The 18,855-nt window shown below is 68.4% G+C and carries 17 protein-coding genes; 14 read left to right on the top strand and 3 right to left on the bottom strand.

The genetic code is table 11. The annotated features are described in order from the left end of the window. The first annotated feature begins 15 nt into the window (after window positions 1–15). From ACFQZQ_RS08900 to ACFQZQ_RS08885, 4 genes are all read left to right on the top strand, one after another. Complete coding sequence (locus ACFQZQ_RS08900; protein WP_386812396.1) at window positions 16–552, top strand: hypothetical protein; 537 nt, start codon at window positions 16–18, stop codon at window positions 550–552. Window positions 553–684: 132 nt separating this feature from the next. Then, window positions 685–1,254, top strand: a complete 570-nt coding sequence (locus tag ACFQZQ_RS08895; RefSeq protein WP_386812395.1) for a DUF1439 domain-containing protein — start codon at window positions 685–687, stop codon at window positions 1,252–1,254. A 1-nt stretch (window position 1,255) separates the two neighbouring features. Then, on the top strand, window positions 1,256–1,987 hold the full coding sequence (locus tag ACFQZQ_RS08890) for a hypothetical protein (RefSeq protein ID WP_386812394.1): 732 nt from the start codon (window positions 1,256–1,258) through the stop codon (window positions 1,985–1,987). Window positions 1,988–2,019: 32 nt separating this feature from the next. Next, entirely contained in the window at window positions 2,020–2,469 is a 450-nt protein-coding gene (locus tag ACFQZQ_RS08885; protein ID WP_386812393.1) for a putative toxin-antitoxin system toxin component, PIN family, read from the top strand. A 179-nt stretch (window positions 2,470–2,648) separates the two neighbouring features. Here the strand turns inward: ACFQZQ_RS08885 and ACFQZQ_RS08880 are convergent, their stop codons facing one another. The 3 genes from ACFQZQ_RS08880 to ACFQZQ_RS08870 form a co-directional block, all read right to left on the bottom strand. Continuing rightward, window positions 2,649–4,934 carry a DUF5916 domain-containing protein gene (locus ACFQZQ_RS08880; protein ID WP_386812392.1) on the bottom strand — a complete coding sequence of 762 codons (2,286 nt, stop codon included), beginning with the start codon at window positions 4,932–4,934 and terminating at the stop codon, window positions 2,649–2,651. A 377-nt stretch (window positions 4,935–5,311) separates the two neighbouring features. Further along, the gene (locus ACFQZQ_RS08875) at window positions 5,312–6,097 is read right to left on the bottom strand and encodes a 3-hydroxybutyrate dehydrogenase (RefSeq protein WP_386812391.1); all 786 of its coding nucleotides are present in this window, start codon (window positions 6,095–6,097) and stop codon (window positions 5,312–5,314) included. Window positions 6,098–6,274: 177 nt separating this feature from the next. Further along, the gene (locus tag ACFQZQ_RS08870; protein ID WP_386812390.1) at window positions 6,275–6,760 is read right to left on the bottom strand and encodes an SET domain-containing protein; all 486 of its coding nucleotides are present in this window, start codon (window positions 6,758–6,760) and stop codon (window positions 6,275–6,277) included. 143 nt (window positions 6,761–6,903) lie between these two features. Here ACFQZQ_RS08870 and ACFQZQ_RS08865 point away from each other — a divergent pair, with 143 nt between their 5' ends. The 10 genes from ACFQZQ_RS08865 (at window position 6,904) to ACFQZQ_RS08820 (ending at window position 18,763) form a co-directional block, all read left to right on the top strand. After that, a complete protein-coding gene (locus ACFQZQ_RS08865; RefSeq protein WP_386812389.1) occupies window positions 6,904–7,449 on the top strand; it encodes a c-type cytochrome in 546 nt (181 codons plus the stop codon). A gap of 142 nt (window positions 7,450–7,591) precedes the next feature. After that, window positions 7,592–8,050 (top strand): SUF system Fe-S cluster assembly regulator, encoded by a 459-nt coding sequence (locus ACFQZQ_RS08860; RefSeq protein WP_386812388.1) that lies wholly within the window; start codon window positions 7,592–7,594, stop codon window positions 8,048–8,050. A 109-nt stretch (window positions 8,051–8,159) separates the two neighbouring features. Further along, on the top strand, window positions 8,160–9,662 hold the full coding sequence (sufB, locus tag ACFQZQ_RS08855) for a Fe-S cluster assembly protein SufB (RefSeq protein ID WP_386812387.1): 1,503 nt from the start codon (window positions 8,160–8,162) through the stop codon (window positions 9,660–9,662). A gap of 195 nt (window positions 9,663–9,857) precedes the next feature. Continuing rightward, the gene (gene sufC, locus ACFQZQ_RS08850) at window positions 9,858–10,622 is read left to right on the top strand and encodes a Fe-S cluster assembly ATPase SufC (RefSeq protein ID WP_386812386.1); all 765 of its coding nucleotides are present in this window, start codon (window positions 9,858–9,860) and stop codon (window positions 10,620–10,622) included. 1 nt (window position 10,623) lies between these two features. After that, window positions 10,624–11,940, top strand: coding sequence for a Fe-S cluster assembly protein SufD (sufD, locus tag ACFQZQ_RS08845; RefSeq protein ID WP_386812385.1), 1,317 nt, complete (start codon window positions 10,624–10,626; stop codon window positions 11,938–11,940). Further along, complete coding sequence (locus ACFQZQ_RS08840; protein WP_386812384.1) at window positions 11,937–13,196, top strand: cysteine desulfurase; 1,260 nt, start codon at window positions 11,937–11,939, stop codon at window positions 13,194–13,196. The genes sufD and ACFQZQ_RS08840 overlap by 4 nt, the downstream gene beginning before the upstream one ends. Beyond that, a complete protein-coding gene (locus ACFQZQ_RS08835) occupies window positions 13,193–13,723 on the top strand; it encodes a GNAT family N-acetyltransferase (protein WP_386812383.1) in 531 nt (176 codons plus the stop codon). The genes ACFQZQ_RS08840 and ACFQZQ_RS08835 overlap by 4 nt, the downstream gene beginning before the upstream one ends. Further along, window positions 13,720–14,046 carry a non-heme iron oxygenase ferredoxin subunit gene (locus tag ACFQZQ_RS08830; RefSeq protein ID WP_386812382.1) on the top strand — a complete coding sequence of 109 codons (327 nt, stop codon included), beginning with the start codon at window positions 13,720–13,722 and terminating at the stop codon, window positions 14,044–14,046. Before ACFQZQ_RS08835 ends, ACFQZQ_RS08830 begins: the two co-directional genes overlap by 4 nt. 116 nt (window positions 14,047–14,162) lie before the next feature. After that, the gene (locus ACFQZQ_RS08825) at window positions 14,163–16,319 is read left to right on the top strand and encodes a TonB-dependent receptor family protein (RefSeq protein ID WP_386812381.1); all 2,157 of its coding nucleotides are present in this window, start codon (window positions 14,163–14,165) and stop codon (window positions 16,317–16,319) included. Between the two features lie 152 nt (window positions 16,320–16,471). Then, entirely contained in the window at window positions 16,472–18,763 is a 2,292-nt protein-coding gene (locus ACFQZQ_RS08820; protein ID WP_386812380.1) for a TonB-dependent receptor, read from the top strand. Window positions 18,764–18,855: the final 92 nt, after the last annotated feature.

The raw sequence follows: 18,855 nt of genomic DNA, 5'->3' as shown, positions 1-18,855 counted from the left end.
ACCCCGGACATAGCCATGCGCGTCGTGCTACCGCTGTTGTACACCGCCTTGCTTGGCGCCTGTTCCTGCCAACGCGCACCCGACGCAGTTGCTGCCGCCGCGGGGACGGGCGTCCATTCCCCCACCCCCGCCGATGCGGTCAGGAGCAACGAGGCCGCCGCCGAGACCGCCCGGGCCGACCAGATACAAGGACAACGCGCGCGCAGGATTGGCGACGCGGTCGACGCGCTGCACAGCTACCTGCGCAAACTCGGCAGCGGGCAGCACGATGCAGCCGCGCAGCACTGGGCTTACCAGCGTTCGCCATCGGTCGATGAGGAAGCCGGATTGCGCGCGCTCGGCGAATTGCAGTCGTTACGCATTCAGAACGGCACGCCAAATCCGCTGGATGCCGAGGCCGTGCCGAACTACCTGGAGATACCGGTCGAGTTGCAAGCCGCGCTCGAGACCGGCCAGGGCTATCGCTACCGAGGCTGGTACCGGTTGCGATACAACCCGGTCACGACCCACTGGGAAATGACCGCGGCCTCGTTATCGCCGGTGATTCGCTGAGCCCGAAGCGCCGCGTTGCGCGGCTATTGCCGTCGCTGCTGCGCTAACCCACCATTCACCGCCGCCGGGTAAGGTGGCGCCGTCGCAGCGCGGCAGGTCCGCCCGCCACTGCACACCCACGAGGAATGCCCCATGCGCAAGCCCGCCATCGCCACCTTCCTGTTCGCCGTGCTGGCCGCAACGGTGATCGCCGGTTGCTCGACCCTCAACGCGGTCGGCGCGCTGCTCGGCAACAGTGTCTCGTTCACTGCGCCGCAGCTGCAGCAGTACCTCGACCGCCGCTTCCCGCGCGACTACGACAAACTCGGCGGGCTGGTCTCGCTGAGCCTGCTCAATCCGCGCCTCTCGATCCCGCCCGGCCAGTCGCGGCTGCGACTGGACTTCGACATCGGCATCGGCGCGCTGGGCAGCGACAGCCGCAGCCCGTCGGGCCACTTCGCCCTGACCAGCGGCCTGCGCTACGACGCCAACACGCGCGGCCTGCACCTGATGGACCCGACCATCGACAGCGTCGACGTGCCCGCCATGGGCGGCGTGATGAATTCCACTGCGCGCAGCGCGCTCAACACCTGGCTGCAGGATTACTCCCGCGACGAGCCGGTCTATCAATTCGACAACAGCCTGCTCGGCAAGCTCGGCTCGCGCCGGGTCGGCGACGCCCAGATCGAGAACGGGCTGGTGGTCGTCCACCTCGGTAACTGACATGCACCTGCAACGCCCGGTTTCCACCTTGCTCACCGCTATCACCCTGTCCCTGCTGCTGGCCGCCTGCGGCGGCGCCGGCGACAAGGCCGGCCGCAACACCGTAGACGGCGAGGCCGACGAAACGCTGCCCGCGCCCGAAGGCCGCTCCGGCAGCATTACCGGCATGCCCGACGCGCCCGGGCCGGGCCAGGTCGGCCCGCCGGTGCCGGGCGAAACCTTACCGGCGGACGTACCGCTCGATGAGAACGGCAACCCGCTGCCGTTGCCGCCCGAGAACGGCGTGGTCGATGCCCCGGTCGACAACGCCAACGCGCCTATCAACCCGGAAACCGGCGATTCGGCGATCGCCCCCGACGAACCGACCGTGGCCGACGCGATCGCGGTGGTCCGCGACTACTACGGCGCGATCAACGCGCGCGCCTATGCGCGCGCGTTCGCGCTGTGGTCCGACGGCGGCCGCGCCGCCGGGCAGTCGCCACAGCAGTTCGCCGACGGCTTCGCGCAGACCGAAGGCGTATCGGTGGAGATCATGGAGCCCGGACGCGTGGATGCCGCCGCCGGGGCGCGCTACGTCGAGGTGCCCATCGCCCTGACCACCACCCGCAGCGACGGCAGCGAGCGTCGCTATGTGGGTGCCTACACCCTGCGTCGCTCGGTGGTCGGCGGCGCAACCCCGGAGCAACGCGCGTGGCGGATCGCGTCGGCGGACATCCGCGAAGTGCGGCCGTAAAGGGCCCCGTCCGCAAGGCGCCCGAAGCCGCGATGAGCGATCCCGTACCGCGCGCCGTGCTCGACACCAACGCCTGCCTCGACCTGTTCGTGTTCGCCGATCCTCGTGCCGCGGCGCTGCACTCCGCGATTCGGGTCGGCGAGGTAGTCGCGGTTACCAACGCCGAGTGCCGCAGCGAGTGGTTGCGCGTGCTGGACTACCCCCAACTGCAACTCGACGATGCGGCGCGCGCGGCGGCGACCGCGGCGTTCGATGCGCAGGTCTACTGCGTGCCTGATGCCGCGCCAGCGACGTTGCCGATGCCGCGCTGCAAGGACCCGGACGACCAGAAGTTCCTGCAGCTCGCGCTCGCCGCCGGCGCGCGCTGGCTGGTCAGCCGTGACCGCCACGTGCTGGCGCTGGGTCGGCGCACGCGCCGCGATGGGCTGTTCGAGATCGTGACGCCGGACGCGTGGGTGGGATTGCCGGCAGACAATCCGTAGGACGTGGCTTCCGGATTGCCCTTGCTCGTCATCCCGGCGAAAGCCGGGATACAGAGCGGAGCTTGCTCCGCTGCCGTTGCTGCTGTCGTCCGTAGATCCGAGCCTGCTCGGACCGCTTCTGCCCCAAAGGCAAGAACAGTCCGAGCAGGCTCGGACCTACATCACGGCATCCAACGCCGCTAGATCTCGAACCGGTACGACAGCTTCACCAGCAGCTGCTCGCTGTCGCGCAGGTCGAACGCGTCGGTGAACTGCCGGGTCGCATCGAAGGAACTGCCGATGTCCTCCTCGAACAGCGAGCCGCCGCGCACGTAGGCGACGTACAGGTACGACAGCGGCGCCAGTTCGTAGCGGTAGCGCACCTGGAAACCGAGGTTGCGCAGGCCGAAGTCGGGAAGCGGCTCGGTCGACGCCACCGGCGTGCCGTCGGGCGCCACGCGCCAGGTCTGCAGTGCCTGCGCGTCCAGGCCGATCGCCTCCAGCCGCACGCGCAGTTCCTGCTTGTTGTCGACCAGCCAGGTCATGCCGCCGCTGAGGAACGCCATGTCGGAACGGAAGCTGCCCAGCCGGTTGCCGTTGGCCACGATGTCGTCGCCGGGCTGCCACAGCAGCCAGTCGGGGTTGTGGCGCAGCTCAAGCCCGGAGAAGAAGCTCAGCGTGTCGTTGACGTGGTAGGTCGGCTCGAAAAACAGCGTGGTCGCGCCTTCGTCGACGCCGCCCAGGCCGTCGGCGTTGTAGCGCACGCTGCCGTACAGCGCCCAGTGGCCCTTGCGCGGGCGGAAGCGCTCGGCGAACAGGAACAGCTTGCTCGGCACGTTGACCACGCCGTTGCCGCGGGTGATCAGGTCGTCGTGGCCCGCGGTCCAGCCGGCGACCTCGAAGAACTGGTTGCCACCGTCGCGGCGCTCGCTGAAGCGGTTGAAGGCCCAGGCATCGCCGATGTGCACGCCGGAGTCGTTGGTCCGGCGCGAAACCGCGTAGCGCCAGTCGTGCGCGGCGAACGGCCCGTCCGCGGGCAGGTCGGTGATGCGATGGCCCAGTTCGTAGCGACCGTAGTTGAAGTTGTTGCGCTCCAGGAAGCCGAAGTCGTTGAGCTGCAGGTCGCGCCCCAGGTGCAGCAGGTACAGCTGCTGGCGCCAGCTGTTGCCCATGTCGTAGTCGATGCGCACCTGGCCGCCGCTGTCGCGCAGGTCGCGGCGCGGCGCGGTGCCGTTGCCGCCGATCTCCACCTCGGAGCCGACCACGGTGGTGCGCACGCTCAGCTGCGTGGTCGGGGTCCAGCGGTGGTCGGCCTCGTACACGGTCGCGGTGCGGTCCCGGAACGGACGGTCGACGCGGGTGACCATCGCGCCAAGCCCCTGCTTGGGGGTGAAATCGCGGGTCACGCGCGCGGCGTAGAAGTCGCGGCCGACGTCGTCGCCTTCGTTGGCCGCGAACACGCCGTAGTTGAAGCTGCCCAGGCTGCCGTTGACCTTGGCCGCGGCGACCACGTCGCCGGCGCCGCTGCCGTCGTCGGCGTTGCCACCGACGCGGCGGGTGTAGATCAGCCGGTTGGCGGTATTGAGCGAACCGAACGGCACGTCGAAGAAGCTCTGGTTCTCGGTGAAGAACGGCCGCTTGTCGTTGAAGAAGCTCTCGATCGCGCCGAAGTTGACCACCAGCTGGTCGCTCTCGACCTGGCCGAAGTCGGGGTTGATCGTGGCGCTGACCTGGAACTGGCCGTTGGGCTTCCAGAACAGGTCGCCGCCGCCGTCGAAGTCGGTCTTGCCGTTGACCGCGTCGTAGACCCCGACCGCGTACGGCGTGATCGCGAGCAGCGACTGGCTGTACTGCGGCACGGTCACCTTCTCGAATACGGACATGAAGCGCTGTTCGCGAAAGCCGATCGCCGGCCACGACATGCGCTCGCCGGTTTCGCCGATCACGCGGTCCAGCGACAAGCCGATCACGCGCGTCTGGCCGCCGGCCTTCTGCATCGGCGCGATGTGCCAGGGCAGCAGGATCTCGGCCGACCAGGTGTCGCCGTCCTCGGAGGTCGCGTGGCGCCAGTCGCCGTCCCAGTCGTTGTTGAACTGGTTTTCGTTGGTGATGGTGCCGTCGACGATGCTGTCCGACAGCAGCAGGGTGAAGTTGTATCCGGTGCGCGCGTCGCCGTCGAAGTCGACATAGATGTTGACGCGGTCGGCGTTGCCGCCCTGGTCGCGCTGCGCGCGCTGGCGGGTGCGAGGCACGCCGGCCGGCTGGGTGTTGCGCCAGCCCACCGCCAGGCCTTCGGGAGTGGCCTTGATCCAGGCCTCGGTCGGCTGCGGCGCCGGCGCGCGCGACAGCGGCTCGGTCAGGCGGAAATCGGTGACGTGCTGGGCGCCTTCCCATTCGGCCGGATCGATGCGGCCGTCGACCTCGATGGCGTGGGCGGCGGGCGCGGCAAGCGCGGCGAGGATCGCGAGGGTCAGTGGAGCGCGCATGGGAGTCCCGGAATGCAGTGAAGTGTCCGCGGGAACGCGCTGGCAGACGGCGTGAACCCGTGGAGGAAAATCCGCATCCATGCGGTCGGCCGCGGCAATCCCGCAGCAATGCCGCGCAGGCTAGTCGGGTACGCGGGGGTTACCGACTGGCATAAGTCATGGCAACCAATCGTCTGCTTGCGGCATCGGCTATCCGCCTTGCCGGTGTTGGCATGCCCGCCGGAAGGCAGGCCGGCGCAGTGGCTGGGCAGAATCCGGGAACGGCGTGCCCGTATCGATCCGAGCCTGCTCGGATCGCCCTTGCTCATGCACGAAAGGCCGTCCGAGCAGGCTCGGACCTACCGGGATTCGGCTGAGCCGCTCACGCTCGCCAGCCGCTACTGCATGTGCCAGCCGTGGCTGACGGTGATGCTCTGCCCGGTCAGGGCCGCGTTCGGGAACTCGGCGAGGAAGCGCACGGTGCGCGCCACGTCCTCGACGGTGGTGAACACGCCATCGACGGTATTGCCCAGCATCACCTTGCGAACCACTTCGTCCTCGCTGATGCCCAGCTCGCGCGCCTGCTCGGGGATCTGCTTGTCGACCAGCGGCGTGCGCACGAACCCGGGGCACACCACGTTGCTGCGCACGCCGTGCGCCGCGCCTTCCTTGGCCAGCACCCGCGCCAGCCCGAGCAGGCCGTGCTTGGCGGTGACGTAGGCCGACTTCAGTGGCGAGGCCAGGTGCGAGTGCACCGAGCCCATGTAGACCACGGTGCCGCCGCGGTCGCCGGCGTACATGTGCGGCAGCACCGCCTTGGTGGTGAGGAAGGCGCCATCGAGATGGATCGCCAGCATCTTCTTCCAGTCGGCGTAGGCGTAGTTCTCGATCGGGTTGACGATCTGGATGCCGGCGTTGGACACCAGGATATCGATGCCACCGAACCGGGCGACCACTGTGGCGATGCCGGCGTCGACCGCGGCCTCGTCGGTGACGTCCATCGCGATGCCCAGCGCGCGGCCGCCGGCCTGGGCGATCTGCGCGGCGACGGCGTGGGCGCCATCGCCGTTGAGGTCCGCGATCGCGACCGTGGCCCCGGCGCGGGCCAGTTCGTGCGCGATTTCCTTGCCGATGCCACTGGCGGCGCCGGTTACGACCGCGACCTTGCCTTCGAGCGAACTCATGGAATTCCTTCGTTTGTAGGGCGGGCTCTAGCCCGCCGTTGCGTGTTCGCGGCCGCCACCGTCTTCTGGGCGTGGCTGACGCAGCACGGGGATAAGGCGATGGCGGGTTGAAACCCGCCCTACGTCAGTGTCCCCGCGCCGTTGTCGCGGCGCCATCGCACCTTGGTACGTGGCGGGCTACTTCTTCTTCGCCGGCTTGCGCTTGGGCTTGAGCATCGTGCCGGTACAGTTCTTCGCGCCGCAGCGGCACTCCCAGATCTTTTTCAGCCGGGCGGTGTGCGGCTCGGCCAGCACGATGCCGTAGTCGTAGGCCAGTTCCTCGCCGGGCTTGATCGCGCGGATCGCCTCGATGAACACCCGGTCCTTGCGGCGGTCGTCGCCATCATGCTCTTCCAGCACTGCCTCGCAGTTCGGCGCGCAGCTGTGGTTGATCCAGCGCGCGGTGCTGCCCTCGAAGTTGGCGTCGATCACGTACTCGTCGTTGAGCGTGAACAGGAAGGTGTGGCCCGAGTCGGCATCGCCGCTGTCGCCGGCATCGACGTCCTCGTGGGTGCGGCGGCGGCCCTTGTACTCGACCACGCGCTCGCCCTTCGCGATCGGTTCGAGGGCGAATACGCCATTGCCGTGGATGGCGGAGCGACGGGCGACGATCTTGCGCGGCATGCGGGTTTCCAGATGAGGTTGCGGGCTGGTGCACGGAATTGCTGCCGGCATTTTGACCCGGATGCGCGGCCACGGCCATCGCGCACTGTCCGCCCGCGCCGCGCCAGGCCGTTGGATCGGCGTTCCCTTCTGCGAGCACGTCCATGAACCACCTCCTGGTTTCGTCCCTGGCCGCAAGCCTGTTGTTGAGCGCGGCCTGCCAACGCGCCCCCGACACCGCCGCGGCCGCGCCTGCCGCCGTCGCCAGCCCGACCGCGCGAGCGGCCGGCGCACCGGACCTGGTCGCCCGCGGCGAGTACCTGGTCCGCACCACGGGCTGCAACGACTGCCACACCGCCGGCTATGCGCAGGCGCAGGGCAACATCGACCCGGCGCAATGGCTGACCGGCTCGCCAATGGGCTTCAAGGGACCGTGGGGCACGACCTACGCGACCAACCTGCGGCTGCGACTGGCCGACATGGACGAGGCGCAGTGGCTGGACTACAGCGCGACGCTGCGCACGCGACCGCTAATGCCGGACTTCGCGCTGCGGGCGATGAGCCCCGACGACCGCCGCGCGATCTACCGTTTCATCAAGTCGCTCGGCCCGGGCGGCGAGCCGGCGCCGGCCTACTTGCCCCCGGACCGGAAGCCGCCAGCGCCGTACTACGAGCTGGTGCTGCCGGCCGCGCCGATCGCGCAACGCTGACCGGCGCCCGTCCTGGGGGCTCAGCGGGCCGCCCATGGAATGTGGCCCAGCGACCGCATGAACCCTAGCGCGCGGGGCGCTTGGCCGCGCCGGGCTTAAACCGTACAATTCCGGTACGGATTCAAACCCTGGCCCCGCGCCCATGCTTCGCGTCACCAAACTCACCGACTACGCCACGGTCGTGCTGACGGTCCTGGCCGCCCAGCCCGACGCCGTGCTCAGCGCGTCGGACCTGGCCGAGCGCGCAGGGCTGGAGGCTCCAACCGTGAGCAAGCTGCTCAAGCCGCTGGCGCAGGCCGGCCTGGTCGAGGGCTTCCGCGGCGCCAACGGCGGCTACCGGCTCGCGCGTTCGGCCGACGAGATCGGCCTGCTCGACATCGTGACCGCGATGGAAGGCCCGCTCGGGATGACCGAGTGCAGCGTCCACGCCGGCAACTGCGGCATCGAGGATCACTGCGGCGTGCGCGCCAACTGGCGCCGGATCAACGACGTGGTGGTCGAGGCGCTGCGCAGCGTGACCCTGGCGCAGATGCTCGCGCCGGCACCGCCGCCCCTCCCACCTGACGCGAGGCGCATCGACCTGCGCCTGGCCAACGCCTAGCCGGGTCTTGACCCGCCGCTCGGCAAATAGGGCGGGTTTCAACCCGCCATGCCACACCCCGTGGCGGACTCCACCCGCCATGCAGAAGCAAATCCAGTAGGCAGCCCCGATGGCCACCGAAACAATCGAAAGCACCGACGAAACCACCAACGCCAACGCGCTCGTCCATGACGTGCCCGCGCCGAACGCCGACATCCACGCCCAGCTCGGCCGCAAGTACGAGGCCGGCTTCGTCACGCAGATCGAGTCCGAGAGCCTGCCGCCGGGCCTGAACGAGGACATCATCCGCGCGCTGTCGGCGATCAAGAACGAGCCGCGATGGATGACCGACTGGCGGCTGGCGGCGTACCGGCACTTCCTGACCATGCCGATGCCGCACTGGGCCAAGCTCAACATCGCCCCGATCGACCTGCAGGCGCTGAGCTACTACTCGGCGCCGAAGGCCAAGTACGCCTCGCTCGACGAGGTGCCGCAGGAGCTGCTCGACACCTACGAGAAACTCGGCGTGCCGCTGCACGAGCGGGCGAAGCTGGCCGGCGTCGCGGTCGACGCGGTGTTCGACTCGGTCAGCGTCGGCACCACGTTCCGCAAGGAGCTGGCCGAGAAGGGCGTGATCTTCTGCTCGATGTCCGAGGCGATCCACGACCACCCGGAGCTGGTGAAGCAGTACCTGGGCAGCGTGGTGCCGACCGGCGACAACTACTTCGCGGCGCTCAACTCGGCGGTGTTCTCCGACGGCAGCTTCGTGTTCATCCCCAAGGGCGTGCGCTGCCCGATGGAATTGAGCACCTACTTCCGCATCAACGCGCTCAACACCGGCCAGTTCGAACGCACCCTGATCATCGCCGAGGACAAGAGCTACGTCAGCTACCTCGAAGGCTGCACCGCGCCGATGCGCGACGAAAACCAGCTGCACGCCGCGGTGGTCGAGCTGGTCGCGCTGGACGACGCCGAGATCAAGTACTCGACCGTGCAGAACTGGTACCCCGGCGACGAGAACGGCAAGGGCGGCATCTACAACTTCGTCACCAAGCGCGGCGAGTGCCGCGGCGCGCGCAGCAAAATCAGCTGGACCCAGGTCGAGACCGGCTCGGCGATCACCTGGAAGTACCCCAGCTGCGTGCTGCTCGGCGACGACTCTACCGGCGAGTTCAACTCGGTCGCGCTGACCCACCACCGCCAGCAGGCCGACACCGGCACCAAGATGATTCACATCGGCAAGCGCACCAAGTCGAAGATCGTCAGCAAGGGTATTAGCGCAGGCTTCGGCCAGAACAGCTACCGCGGCCTGGTCAAGGTCGAGCGCACGGCCGAGGGCGCGCGCAACCACACCCAGTGCGACAGCCTGCTGATCGGCAAGAAGTGCGGCGCGCACACGTTCCCGTACATCGAGGTCAAGCATCCAAATGCGACCGTCGAACACGAGGCCACCACCTCGAAGATCAGCGACGACCAGCTGTTCTATTGCCGTTCGCGAGGGTTGGCCGAGGAGGACGCGGTGTCGATGATCGTCGACGGCTTCTGCAAGCAGGTGTTCCGCGAGCTGCCGATGGAGTTCGCGGTTGAGGCGAAGAAGTTGCTGGAAGTGTCGCTGGAAGGCGCGGTCGGCTGATTTTGTTCTGCTTTGTCCCTTCTCCCGCCGGGAGAAGGTGCCCGAAGGGCGGATGAGGGGCCGGCGGAGTTGCGTTGGCGAACACAGGCAGATGGTCACGCATTCGCGGAAGCGGATTGGCGTTCCACCGCTTCGTTGACCCCTCACCCCAATCCCTCTCCCGATGGGAGAGGGGCTTAACACGGAAAACGAACCATGCTGAAGATCGAAAACCTCCACGTCCGCGTCGCCGGCAAGGACATCCTCAAGGGCCTCTCGCTCGACGTGCAGCCCGGCCAGGTGCACGCGATCATGGGACCCAACGGCGCCGGCAAGTCGACCTTGGGCAACGTGCTCGCCGGGCGCGAGGGCTACGAGGTCGTCGAGGGCTCGGTGCTGTTCGAAGGCCGCGACCTGCTCGCGCTCGAACCGGAGGAACGCGCCGCCGAAGGCGTGTTCCTCGCGTTCCAGTACCCGGTCGAGATCGCCGGGGTCAACAACACCTACTTCCTGCGCGCCGCGCTCAACGCCCAGCGCAAGGCGCGCGGCCAGGCCGAGCTCGACTCGATGCAGTTCCTCAAGCTGGTGCGCGAGAAGCTCGCCGTGCTGCACCTGAAGGACGAACTGCTCAACCGCGGCGTCAACGAAGGCTTCAGCGGCGGCGAGAAGAAGCGCAACGAGATCTTCCAGATGGCGGTGCTGGAACCGAAGCTGGCGATCCTCGACGAGACCGACAGCGGCCTGGACATCGACGCGCTCAAGAACGTCGCCGAGGGCGTCAACGCGCTGCGCTCGCCCGAGCGCGCGTTCCTGCTGATCACCCACTACCAGCGCCTGCTCGATTACATCAAGCCGGACGTGGTGCACGTGCTCGCCGACGGCCGCATCGTCGAGAGCGGTGGCCCGGAACTGGCACTGGAACTGGAGGCGCACGGCTACGCCTGGATCAAGGACCGGATCGCGCCTGGGCAGGCGGCCTGACATGAGTGCCCTGCTCGAATCGCTCGCCTCGTCCTTCGACGCGCTGCCCCTGCGCGAGGCCGGCGGCCATGGCGTGGCCCGGCGCGCGGCGCTGGACGCCGCGTTGCGCGACGGCCTGCCCGGCCCGCGCACCGAAACCTGGAAGTACACTCCGCTGCGCGCGTTCGAGCGCCGCGCGTTCGACGCCGGCCGCGCTTCCACGCCGGCGTCGATCGACCCGCAGCTGCTGGCCGCGATCCCGTCGCCGCGGCTGGTGTTCGTCAATGGCCGCTTCGATGCGGTGCATTCCGACCTTGCTGGCTTGCCCGATGGCGTCTCGCTGCGCCCGTTGGCCGAGTTGCTGCACGAAGGCGATGGCCGCGAAACCAGCTTCCTCGCCCGCCGCTTCGAGCGCGGTGACGAGGTGTTCGCGCGCCTCAACGCCGCCCTTGCCGAGGACGGCGTGGTCCTGCGCGCCGACGCGGGCGTGCAGTCGACGCACCCTATCCACCTGGTCTTCGTCGGCGCGCCTTCGGAAGCCTCCGACCAATCCAGCCGCGACCTGGCCTGGCACCTGCGCCATCTGGTCGAACTGCGCGCGGGCGCCTCGCTCTCCCTGGTCGAGCACCAGCTGGCCAGCGGCGCACACGGCCACCTCGCCAACAGCCTGATGCACGTGCACTTGGGCCCCGACAGCCGGCTGACCCACGCCCGCATGCAGGATGACGCGGCCGCGGCGACCGTGATCGCCCGCACCGACGCAGTGCTCGCGCGCGCGGCCAGCTACCGCCGGCTCGACCTCGAACTGGGCGCGGCGCTGTCGCGGCACGAACTCAACGTCGCCCTGCACGGTGAAGGCGCGCGCCTGCACGCCAACGGCGTGCTGCTGGCCACCGGCAAGCGCCACCTCGATACCCGCCTGGGCGTCGACCACGTCGGTCGCGACAGCGCCTGCGAGCTGACCTGGCGCGGCCTCGGCGCCGGCCGTTCGCGCGCCGCCTTCCACGGCGGCATCCTGATCCGCGAGGGCGCCGACGGCACCGCCGCCATGCTCTCGAACAAGAACCTGCTGCTGTCCGAGGGCGCCGAGATCGATACCCAGCCGGTGCTGGAGATCCACGCCGACGAGGTCCAGGCCGCGCATGGCGCCACGGTCGGTCAGCTCGACCCGATCGCGATGTTCTACCTGCGCTCGCGCGGCGTGCCGGCCGCCCAGGCGCGCGCACTGCTGACCACCGCGTTCTGCCGCGAGACGCTGGCCGTGCTCGACGATGCCGCGTTACGCGACTTGGTGGCGACGCGACTGGACGCAGCGCTGGCGCGCTCGGAGCTGGCATGAACGCGCCCGACGTCGCCGCTGGCAGTGCATCGGCCACCGAGGCGATCGACTGGGCACGCGTCCGCGCCGATTTCCCGCTGCTCACGCGCCAGGTCCACGGCAAGCCGCTGATCTACCTCGACTCGGCCAACACCGGGCAGAAGCCCGAGTCCGTGATCGCCGCGGTCGACGACTTCTACCGCCGCCACAACGCCAACGTCAGCCGCGCGGTGCACGCACTGGGCGCGGAGGCCACCGATGCGTTCGAGGGCGCCCGTACCAAGCTGGCGCGGTTCCTCAACGTGCGCAGCGACGAACTGGTGCTGTGCAGCGGCACCACGTTCGCGCTCAACCTGGTCGCCTACTCGTGGGCCCTGCCGCGCCTGCAGCCCGGCGATGCGATCGTGCTCACGCGCATGGAGCACCACGCCAACATCGTGCCGTGGCAGCTGGTCGCGCAGCGCACCGGCGCCACGATCAAGGTTGCCGAACTCAACGACCGCGGCGAGCTCGACCTCGACGCGCTGTACACGCTGCTGACGCCCGAGGTGAAGCTGCTCGGCGTGACCCACGTGTCGAACGTCCTGGGCACCGTCAACCCGGTGCGCGAAATCTGCCGCGAGGCCCGCAGGCGCGGCATCGCCAGCGTGATCGACGGATCGCAGGCTGCGCCGCACCGGGCGCTCGACATTGCCTCGCTCGGCTGCGACTTCTATGCGATCACCGGCCACAAGATGGCCGGCCCGACCGGCACCGGCGCGCTGTGGGCGCGCCGCGAGCACCTGGCCGCGATGCCGCCGTTCCTCGGCGGCGGCGAGATGATCAAGGAAGTGCGTTTCGACGGCACGGTCTACAACGACGCCCCGCACAAGTTCGAGGCGGGCACCCCGAACATCGCCGGCTTCGTCGGCCTTGGCGCCGCGGTCGACTACCTGTCGGACCTGGGCATGGCCCACATCGAGGCGCGCGAGCAGGCGCTGCTGGCCCACGCGACCGAGGAGCTTTCGAAGCTTGACGGCCTGCGCATCTTCGGCAGCGCGCGCGACAAGGCCGCGGTGATCAGCTTCCTGGTCGCCGGCGCGCACGCGCACGACCTGGCCACCCTGCTCGACCTGGAAGGCGTCGCGATCCGCTCCGGCCACCATTGCGCGCACCCGCTGATGCAGCACTTCGGCGTGGCCGCGACCTGCCGCGCCTCGTTCGCGTTCTACAACACCCACGACGAGGTCGAAGCCTTCGTCGCCGCGCTCACCAAGGTACGCAAGTTGCTCGCATGACCCATACCGTCCTGCAGTTCCGCGCCGCCACCCACGCCGATACCGAGGCCCTGGTCGCGTTGGTCGAATCGGCCTACCGCGGCGACGCCAGCCGCGCCGGCTGGACCACCGAGGCCGACTTCCTCGACGGCCGCCGCACCGGCGCCGACGACATCGGCGCCTGCATCCAGCGCACGCAGAGCGTGATCCTCATCGCCGAACGCGACGGCCTGCTGCTCGCCTGCGCGCACGTCGCCTGCGAGGACGGCGCCGGCTACTTCGGCATGTTCTCGGTACGCCCGGACCTGCAGGGGGGCGGTGTCGGCAAGGCCCTGCTGGCCGAGGCAGAGCGCATCACGCGCGACGACTGGAACCTGCCGACGATGCGCATGACGGTGATCGACATCCGCGACGAATTGATCGCGTTCTACGAACGGCGCGGCTACCACCGCACCGGGATCCACAAGCCCTTCCCCTACGGCGACGAGCGCTTCGGCCTGCCCAAGCGCGACGATCTGCGCTTCGAGGTGCTGGAGAAGGCGCTGTGAATGCTGCCTGGGTCCGGGTCTGCGCGACCTCGGAGCTCCTGCCGGGCGAGTCGATCGTCGCCTGGGACGGCGACACCCCGATCCTGGTCCTCAACTACGACGGCGACTTCTACGCGCTCGAGGACCGTTGCTCGCACGAAGACTTCGAGCTGTCGGCCGGCAGCTTCGACGGCGACGAAGCGACGATCGAATGCGTGCTGCACGGCGCCAAGTTCGACGTGCGCGATGGCCGGCCGCTGTCGGCGCCGGCCTACACGCCGGTGGTGAAGTTCCCGGTCAAGGTCGAGGACGACGCGGTGTGGACCCGCGACGACCGCGACTGAGGCTAGGCGCACGCGCCGCCCGCATTCATCAACCGTTGCAAATGCGAATCAATCTCACTAACATTGCCAACGAAGCGGCCAACGAGCCGCGTTGATGACCATGTTCCGGGGATTCCATGACCAACAGGAAGTTCGTTGTCTCGCCGCTCGCCGGCGCCCTCGCCTTCGCCCTGGGTCTGCCTGCGCTGGCCGAAACCACAGCGTCCCCGGATGTGCCGGCAGACCAGGCCACTTCGCTCGACCGCGTCGTTGTGGTCGGCACCAGGGAACAGGCCGCCGCCCAGCCTGGTAGCGCTTACGTGCTGAGTGCGGAAGATCTGCGCTCGGCGCGCGTGGCGACGGTCAACGAGGCGCTGCGCAAGGTGCCGGGCGTCCACGTCCGCGACGAGGAAGGCTTCGGGCTGCGACCGAACATCGGCGTACGCGGCCTGAATCCGACCCGCTCGACTAAGGTGCTGTTGCTCGAAGACGGCCTGCCCTTCACCTACGCGCCCTATGGCGACAACGCCAGCTACTTCCACGCCCCGATCGAGCGTTACGAGCGTGTCGAAGTGTTGAAGGGCAGCGGCATGCTGCGCTTTGGGCCGCAAACCATCGGCGGCGTGATCAACTACATCACCCCGGAGCCGCCTCAGGACTTCGAGGGCCAGATCGAACTGGCTGCCGGTGATCGCGGTTATCGCAAGGGCCTCGTGCAGATTGGCGGCGCCGGCCACCGGGTCGACCTGATACACAAGCAGGGCGACGGTGCGCGCGACAACCAGTCCCTCGAGCAGAACGACCTCAACTACAAGTACTCGGTCGCCATCGGCGACAACCAGAAGCTGACCCTGCGTGCCAGTTACCTCAACGAGGACTCGCAGGTCACCTATTCGGGCTTGACCGATGCCGAGCACCGCAACTTCGGCGCGCGCTACAACCCGTTCAAGAACGACACCTTCGACCTCGAGCGCTTCGGTGCGTCGGCAACGTGGGGCGTGGCCTTCAGCGACGCGGTGACGCTGGCCACCAATGCGTACTACTACGAATTCCATCGTGACTGGTGGCGCCAGTCCAGCAGCACGACGGACGGCCAGTGCGGCGCTGCGTTCACTGCCGCACGCGTTGCCGGCGCTCGCGTCAATGTCGATGCCTGCAACTCCCGCCAACTGCGTAACCGCGACTTCACCACCTGGGGCGTGGAGTCGCGCCTGCTCGCCAACTACACCTGGGGCTCGGTTGCCGGTGAATTGGAGGCCGGTGTTCGCTTCCATCGCGAGAAGCAGGAGCGCCTGCAGCTCAACGGCACCGGTCCGACCGCGACCACCGGCGCGTTGGCCGAGCACAACCTGCGCGATGTCGAGGCTGTTTCGGGCTTCGTGCAGAACCGCTTCGACTTCGGTCGCTTCGCGCTGATCCCGGCGGTGCGCTTCGAGAGCGTCGATTTCAGCCGCACCAACCGCCTCGGCGCCGGTGCCCGTGGCCAAAGCTCGCTTGACGAAGTGATCCCGGGCCTGGGCGCCACCTTCGAACTCACCGACAACACCGTGCTGTTCGCCGGCGTACACGAGGGCTTCGCCCCGCCGCGCGCCGAGGACCTGATCAGCAACAGTGGCGGCAGCGTCGACGTGGATGCGGAGGAGAGCCGCAACATCGAACTGGGCCTGCGCGGCCGCCCGCTCGACGGCCTGACCTACGAAGTCGCATTGTTCGACAACGACTTCGACAATCAGGTGTCGGTCGGCTCGATCGCCGGTGGCAGCACGCCGCTGGCACAGGGCGAGGCGCGCTACCGTGGCCTGGAGCTGGGCGCGCGCGCCGACTTCGGCACGCTGGTCAGCCTCGACTGGAATCCCTACCTGCAGCTGGCCTACACCGCGCTGCCGGAAGCGGAACAGAGCAGCGCGCTGATCCGAGTCGACAATCGCCAGCTGGTGGCTGGCAGCCGCGCCGGCAACCGCATGCCGTACGCGCCGGAGCACACCGCGACGCTGCGTTTCGGCGCCGAATTGGGTGGCTTCGATGCCTCGCTGGAAGCGGTGCATGTGGCGAGCCAGTACGCCGACTTCGCCAATACCCCAGTCGCCGCCGTCAATGGCGACGGGCAGTTCGGCAAACTGCCGAAGTACACGACGCTCAACCTGGCGCTGAACTACGATTTCGCCGACACCGGCTGGGGCTTCTACGCCGCAGTGAAGAACATCACCGGCCGCGAATACATTGCCGACCGCACCCGCGGCATCCTGCCCGGCGTGCCGCGCAGCTACTACTTTGGCCTGAACTACAAGTTCTGATCCCGGCCCGGTCGCGTCCTGCGCGCGGCCGGGAAATTCAGCGCAGCCAACGTCGACGCCGGAACGGCATCGAAGCCAGCCACTTCAGCGCCTCGCCGTCCATCCGGCGGCGCGTGCATGCCTTTTCGTTTCGTCCGACATCCGAGGTTCTCGTGTCCCATCAGTCGCCGCCCCACCCCCGCCACGCAATCTCGCCGCTCGCCGGTGCTCTGGCGTTCGCGCTCAGCCTCCACGCGGCGGCCGCTCCAGCGCCCGAGCCGGCCGCCGCGGCCACCGACCTGGCCCGGGTCGACGTCACCGGCCAGCGCGTGCTCAAGGCCAGTTCGCCCAAGTACACCGGGCCGCTGCTTGACACCCCGCAGACGATCAACGTGATCGATCGCGAGACGATCGAGGACCAGAACCTGCTATCGCTGCGCGACATCCTGGCCACCCTGCCCGGCATCACCTTCGGCGCCGGCGAAGGCGGCGGCGGCTTTGGCGACAAGATCAACCTGCGCGGCTTCAGCGGCGACAGCGACATCACCGTGGACGGTGTCCGCGACAGCGGGCTGTACAGCCGCACCGACCCGTTCAACCTGGAATCGGTCGAGGTCACCAACGGCGCCAACTCGGCGTACACCGGCGCCGGCTCGGTCGGCGGCAGCGTCAACCTGGTCAGCAAGGCAGCGCGTGCGGACGAGTTCAACCACGCCAGCATCGCCGCCGGCACCGACAGCTACGCGCGCGTGACCGCCGACAGCAACCTGCTGATCGGCGAAGGCGCGGCGTTGCGCCTCAACGTCATGGCGCATCAGAACGACATCCCCGGTCGCGACGTCGAGCAGATGCAGCGCTGGGGGTTCGCACCGTCGATCGCGTTCGGGCTGGGCAGCGACACCGCCTGGACCTTGAGCTACCTGCACCAGGAAGACGAGAACACGCCGCAGTACGGCGTGGCCTTCGTCAACGGCGCGCCGGTGCCGGGCGTCGACCCATGGGCCTACTACGGCTACCGCAACGTCGACCGCCAGGACACCGAAGTCGACGTGTTCACCTCCGAGATCAAGCACGCCTTCAGCGACAACTTCTCGCTGCGCAACCTGACCCGCCGCGCCGACGTCGGTTCGCTGACCGTGGTCGATGCGCCGTCGGGCAACTACTGCCTCGCCAACGGCACCGATGCGGCCACCGGTGGCGCCTGCATCAATGGCACCGCGCCCGGCACCTACCGCCCCAGCGGCAACCGCGGCACGACGCGCGACACCCGCAACACCGTGCTGCACAGCCAGTTCGACGCGCTGGTCGGCTTCCGCACCGCCGCGATCGAGCACGACCTGGTCGCCGGATTTTCGACCACCCAGGAGAATTTCGACCTGGTGTCGGGCAGCTCGCTGCGCGATGACAACTACTTGCTGCCAACCCTTCCGTTGACGAGCATCGCCAACCCCGACTCGTTCTATACCGGCCGGATCAAGTTCATCGCCAACTCGCGCCAGCAGGGCTCGCTCGACAACCGCGCGCTGTACGTGTTCGACACCCTCAAGTTCAACGAGCAGTGGCAGTTCAACGCCGGCGTGCGCTACGAGCGCAACGAGGGCAGCCACCGCACCGATGCGGTCGCCACGCCCAATGCCGGTGGCGCGGTCACGCCGGGGCCGACCTTGATCAACGACGAGGACCTGTTCTCATACCGCGCGGGACTGGTGTTCAAGCCGGTCGAGAACGGCAGCATCTACCTGGCCTACGGCAACGCGAAAACCCCATCGAAGGCTTCGGTCAACGGCGCCTGCACTGCGGCGACCTGCGCGGTCGACCCGGAAACCGCGCAGAACATCGAGCTGGGCACCAAGTGGGACGTCCTCGGCGAACGCCTGTCGCTGACCGCGTCGGTGTTCCGCAACGAGCGCAGCAACTACAAAGTCGCCGACCCGAACAACCCGGACAATCCGTCGGGCTTCCAGCAACTCGACGGCCGTGCGCGCGTCGATGGCCTGCTGCTGGGCGTGTCGGGCCTGATCGCCGACCACTGGTCGATCTTCGCCAACTACGCCTATCTCGACAGCGAAGTGCTGCAAGGCGCATCCGACTTCGTAGCCGGACAGGGCCAGGACTACACCCGCGGCGACCGGTTGCTCAACGTTCCGGAGAACTCCTTCAGCCTCTGGACCACCTACGACCTGTCGCCGAAGTGGCAGGTCGGCTACGGCGCGTCCTACCAGGGCGAACTGACGCTGACCCAGCACTCGGCCACCAATGTCGCCGGCTCGTTGCTGACCGCGCCAAGCTACTGGGTGCACCGCGCCATGGCTGCCTACAAGCTCAACCGCCATGCGTCGCTACAGCTCAACGTCAACAACCTGTTCGACGAGCAGTACTACACGCGCATCCGCAACAACGCTAACGGCTGGGCGACGCCGGGCGAAGGTCGCTCGGTGGTGCTGAGCGCGAACTTCTCGTTCTAAACCAGGCTCGGGAGCTGTCGCGGCCACGGATGGCCACTCCATAATCGCCGGCACCGATCCACGTACCGCTCGGGCCCGTCCCGGGCGGTCGC

The organism is Lysobacter koreensis (assembly GCF_042677045.1).
GTDB lineage: Bacteria > Pseudomonadota > Gammaproteobacteria > Xanthomonadales > Xanthomonadaceae > Lysobacter_K > Lysobacter_K koreensis.
This window is presented reverse-complemented; position numbering and strand designations above follow the sequence as displayed.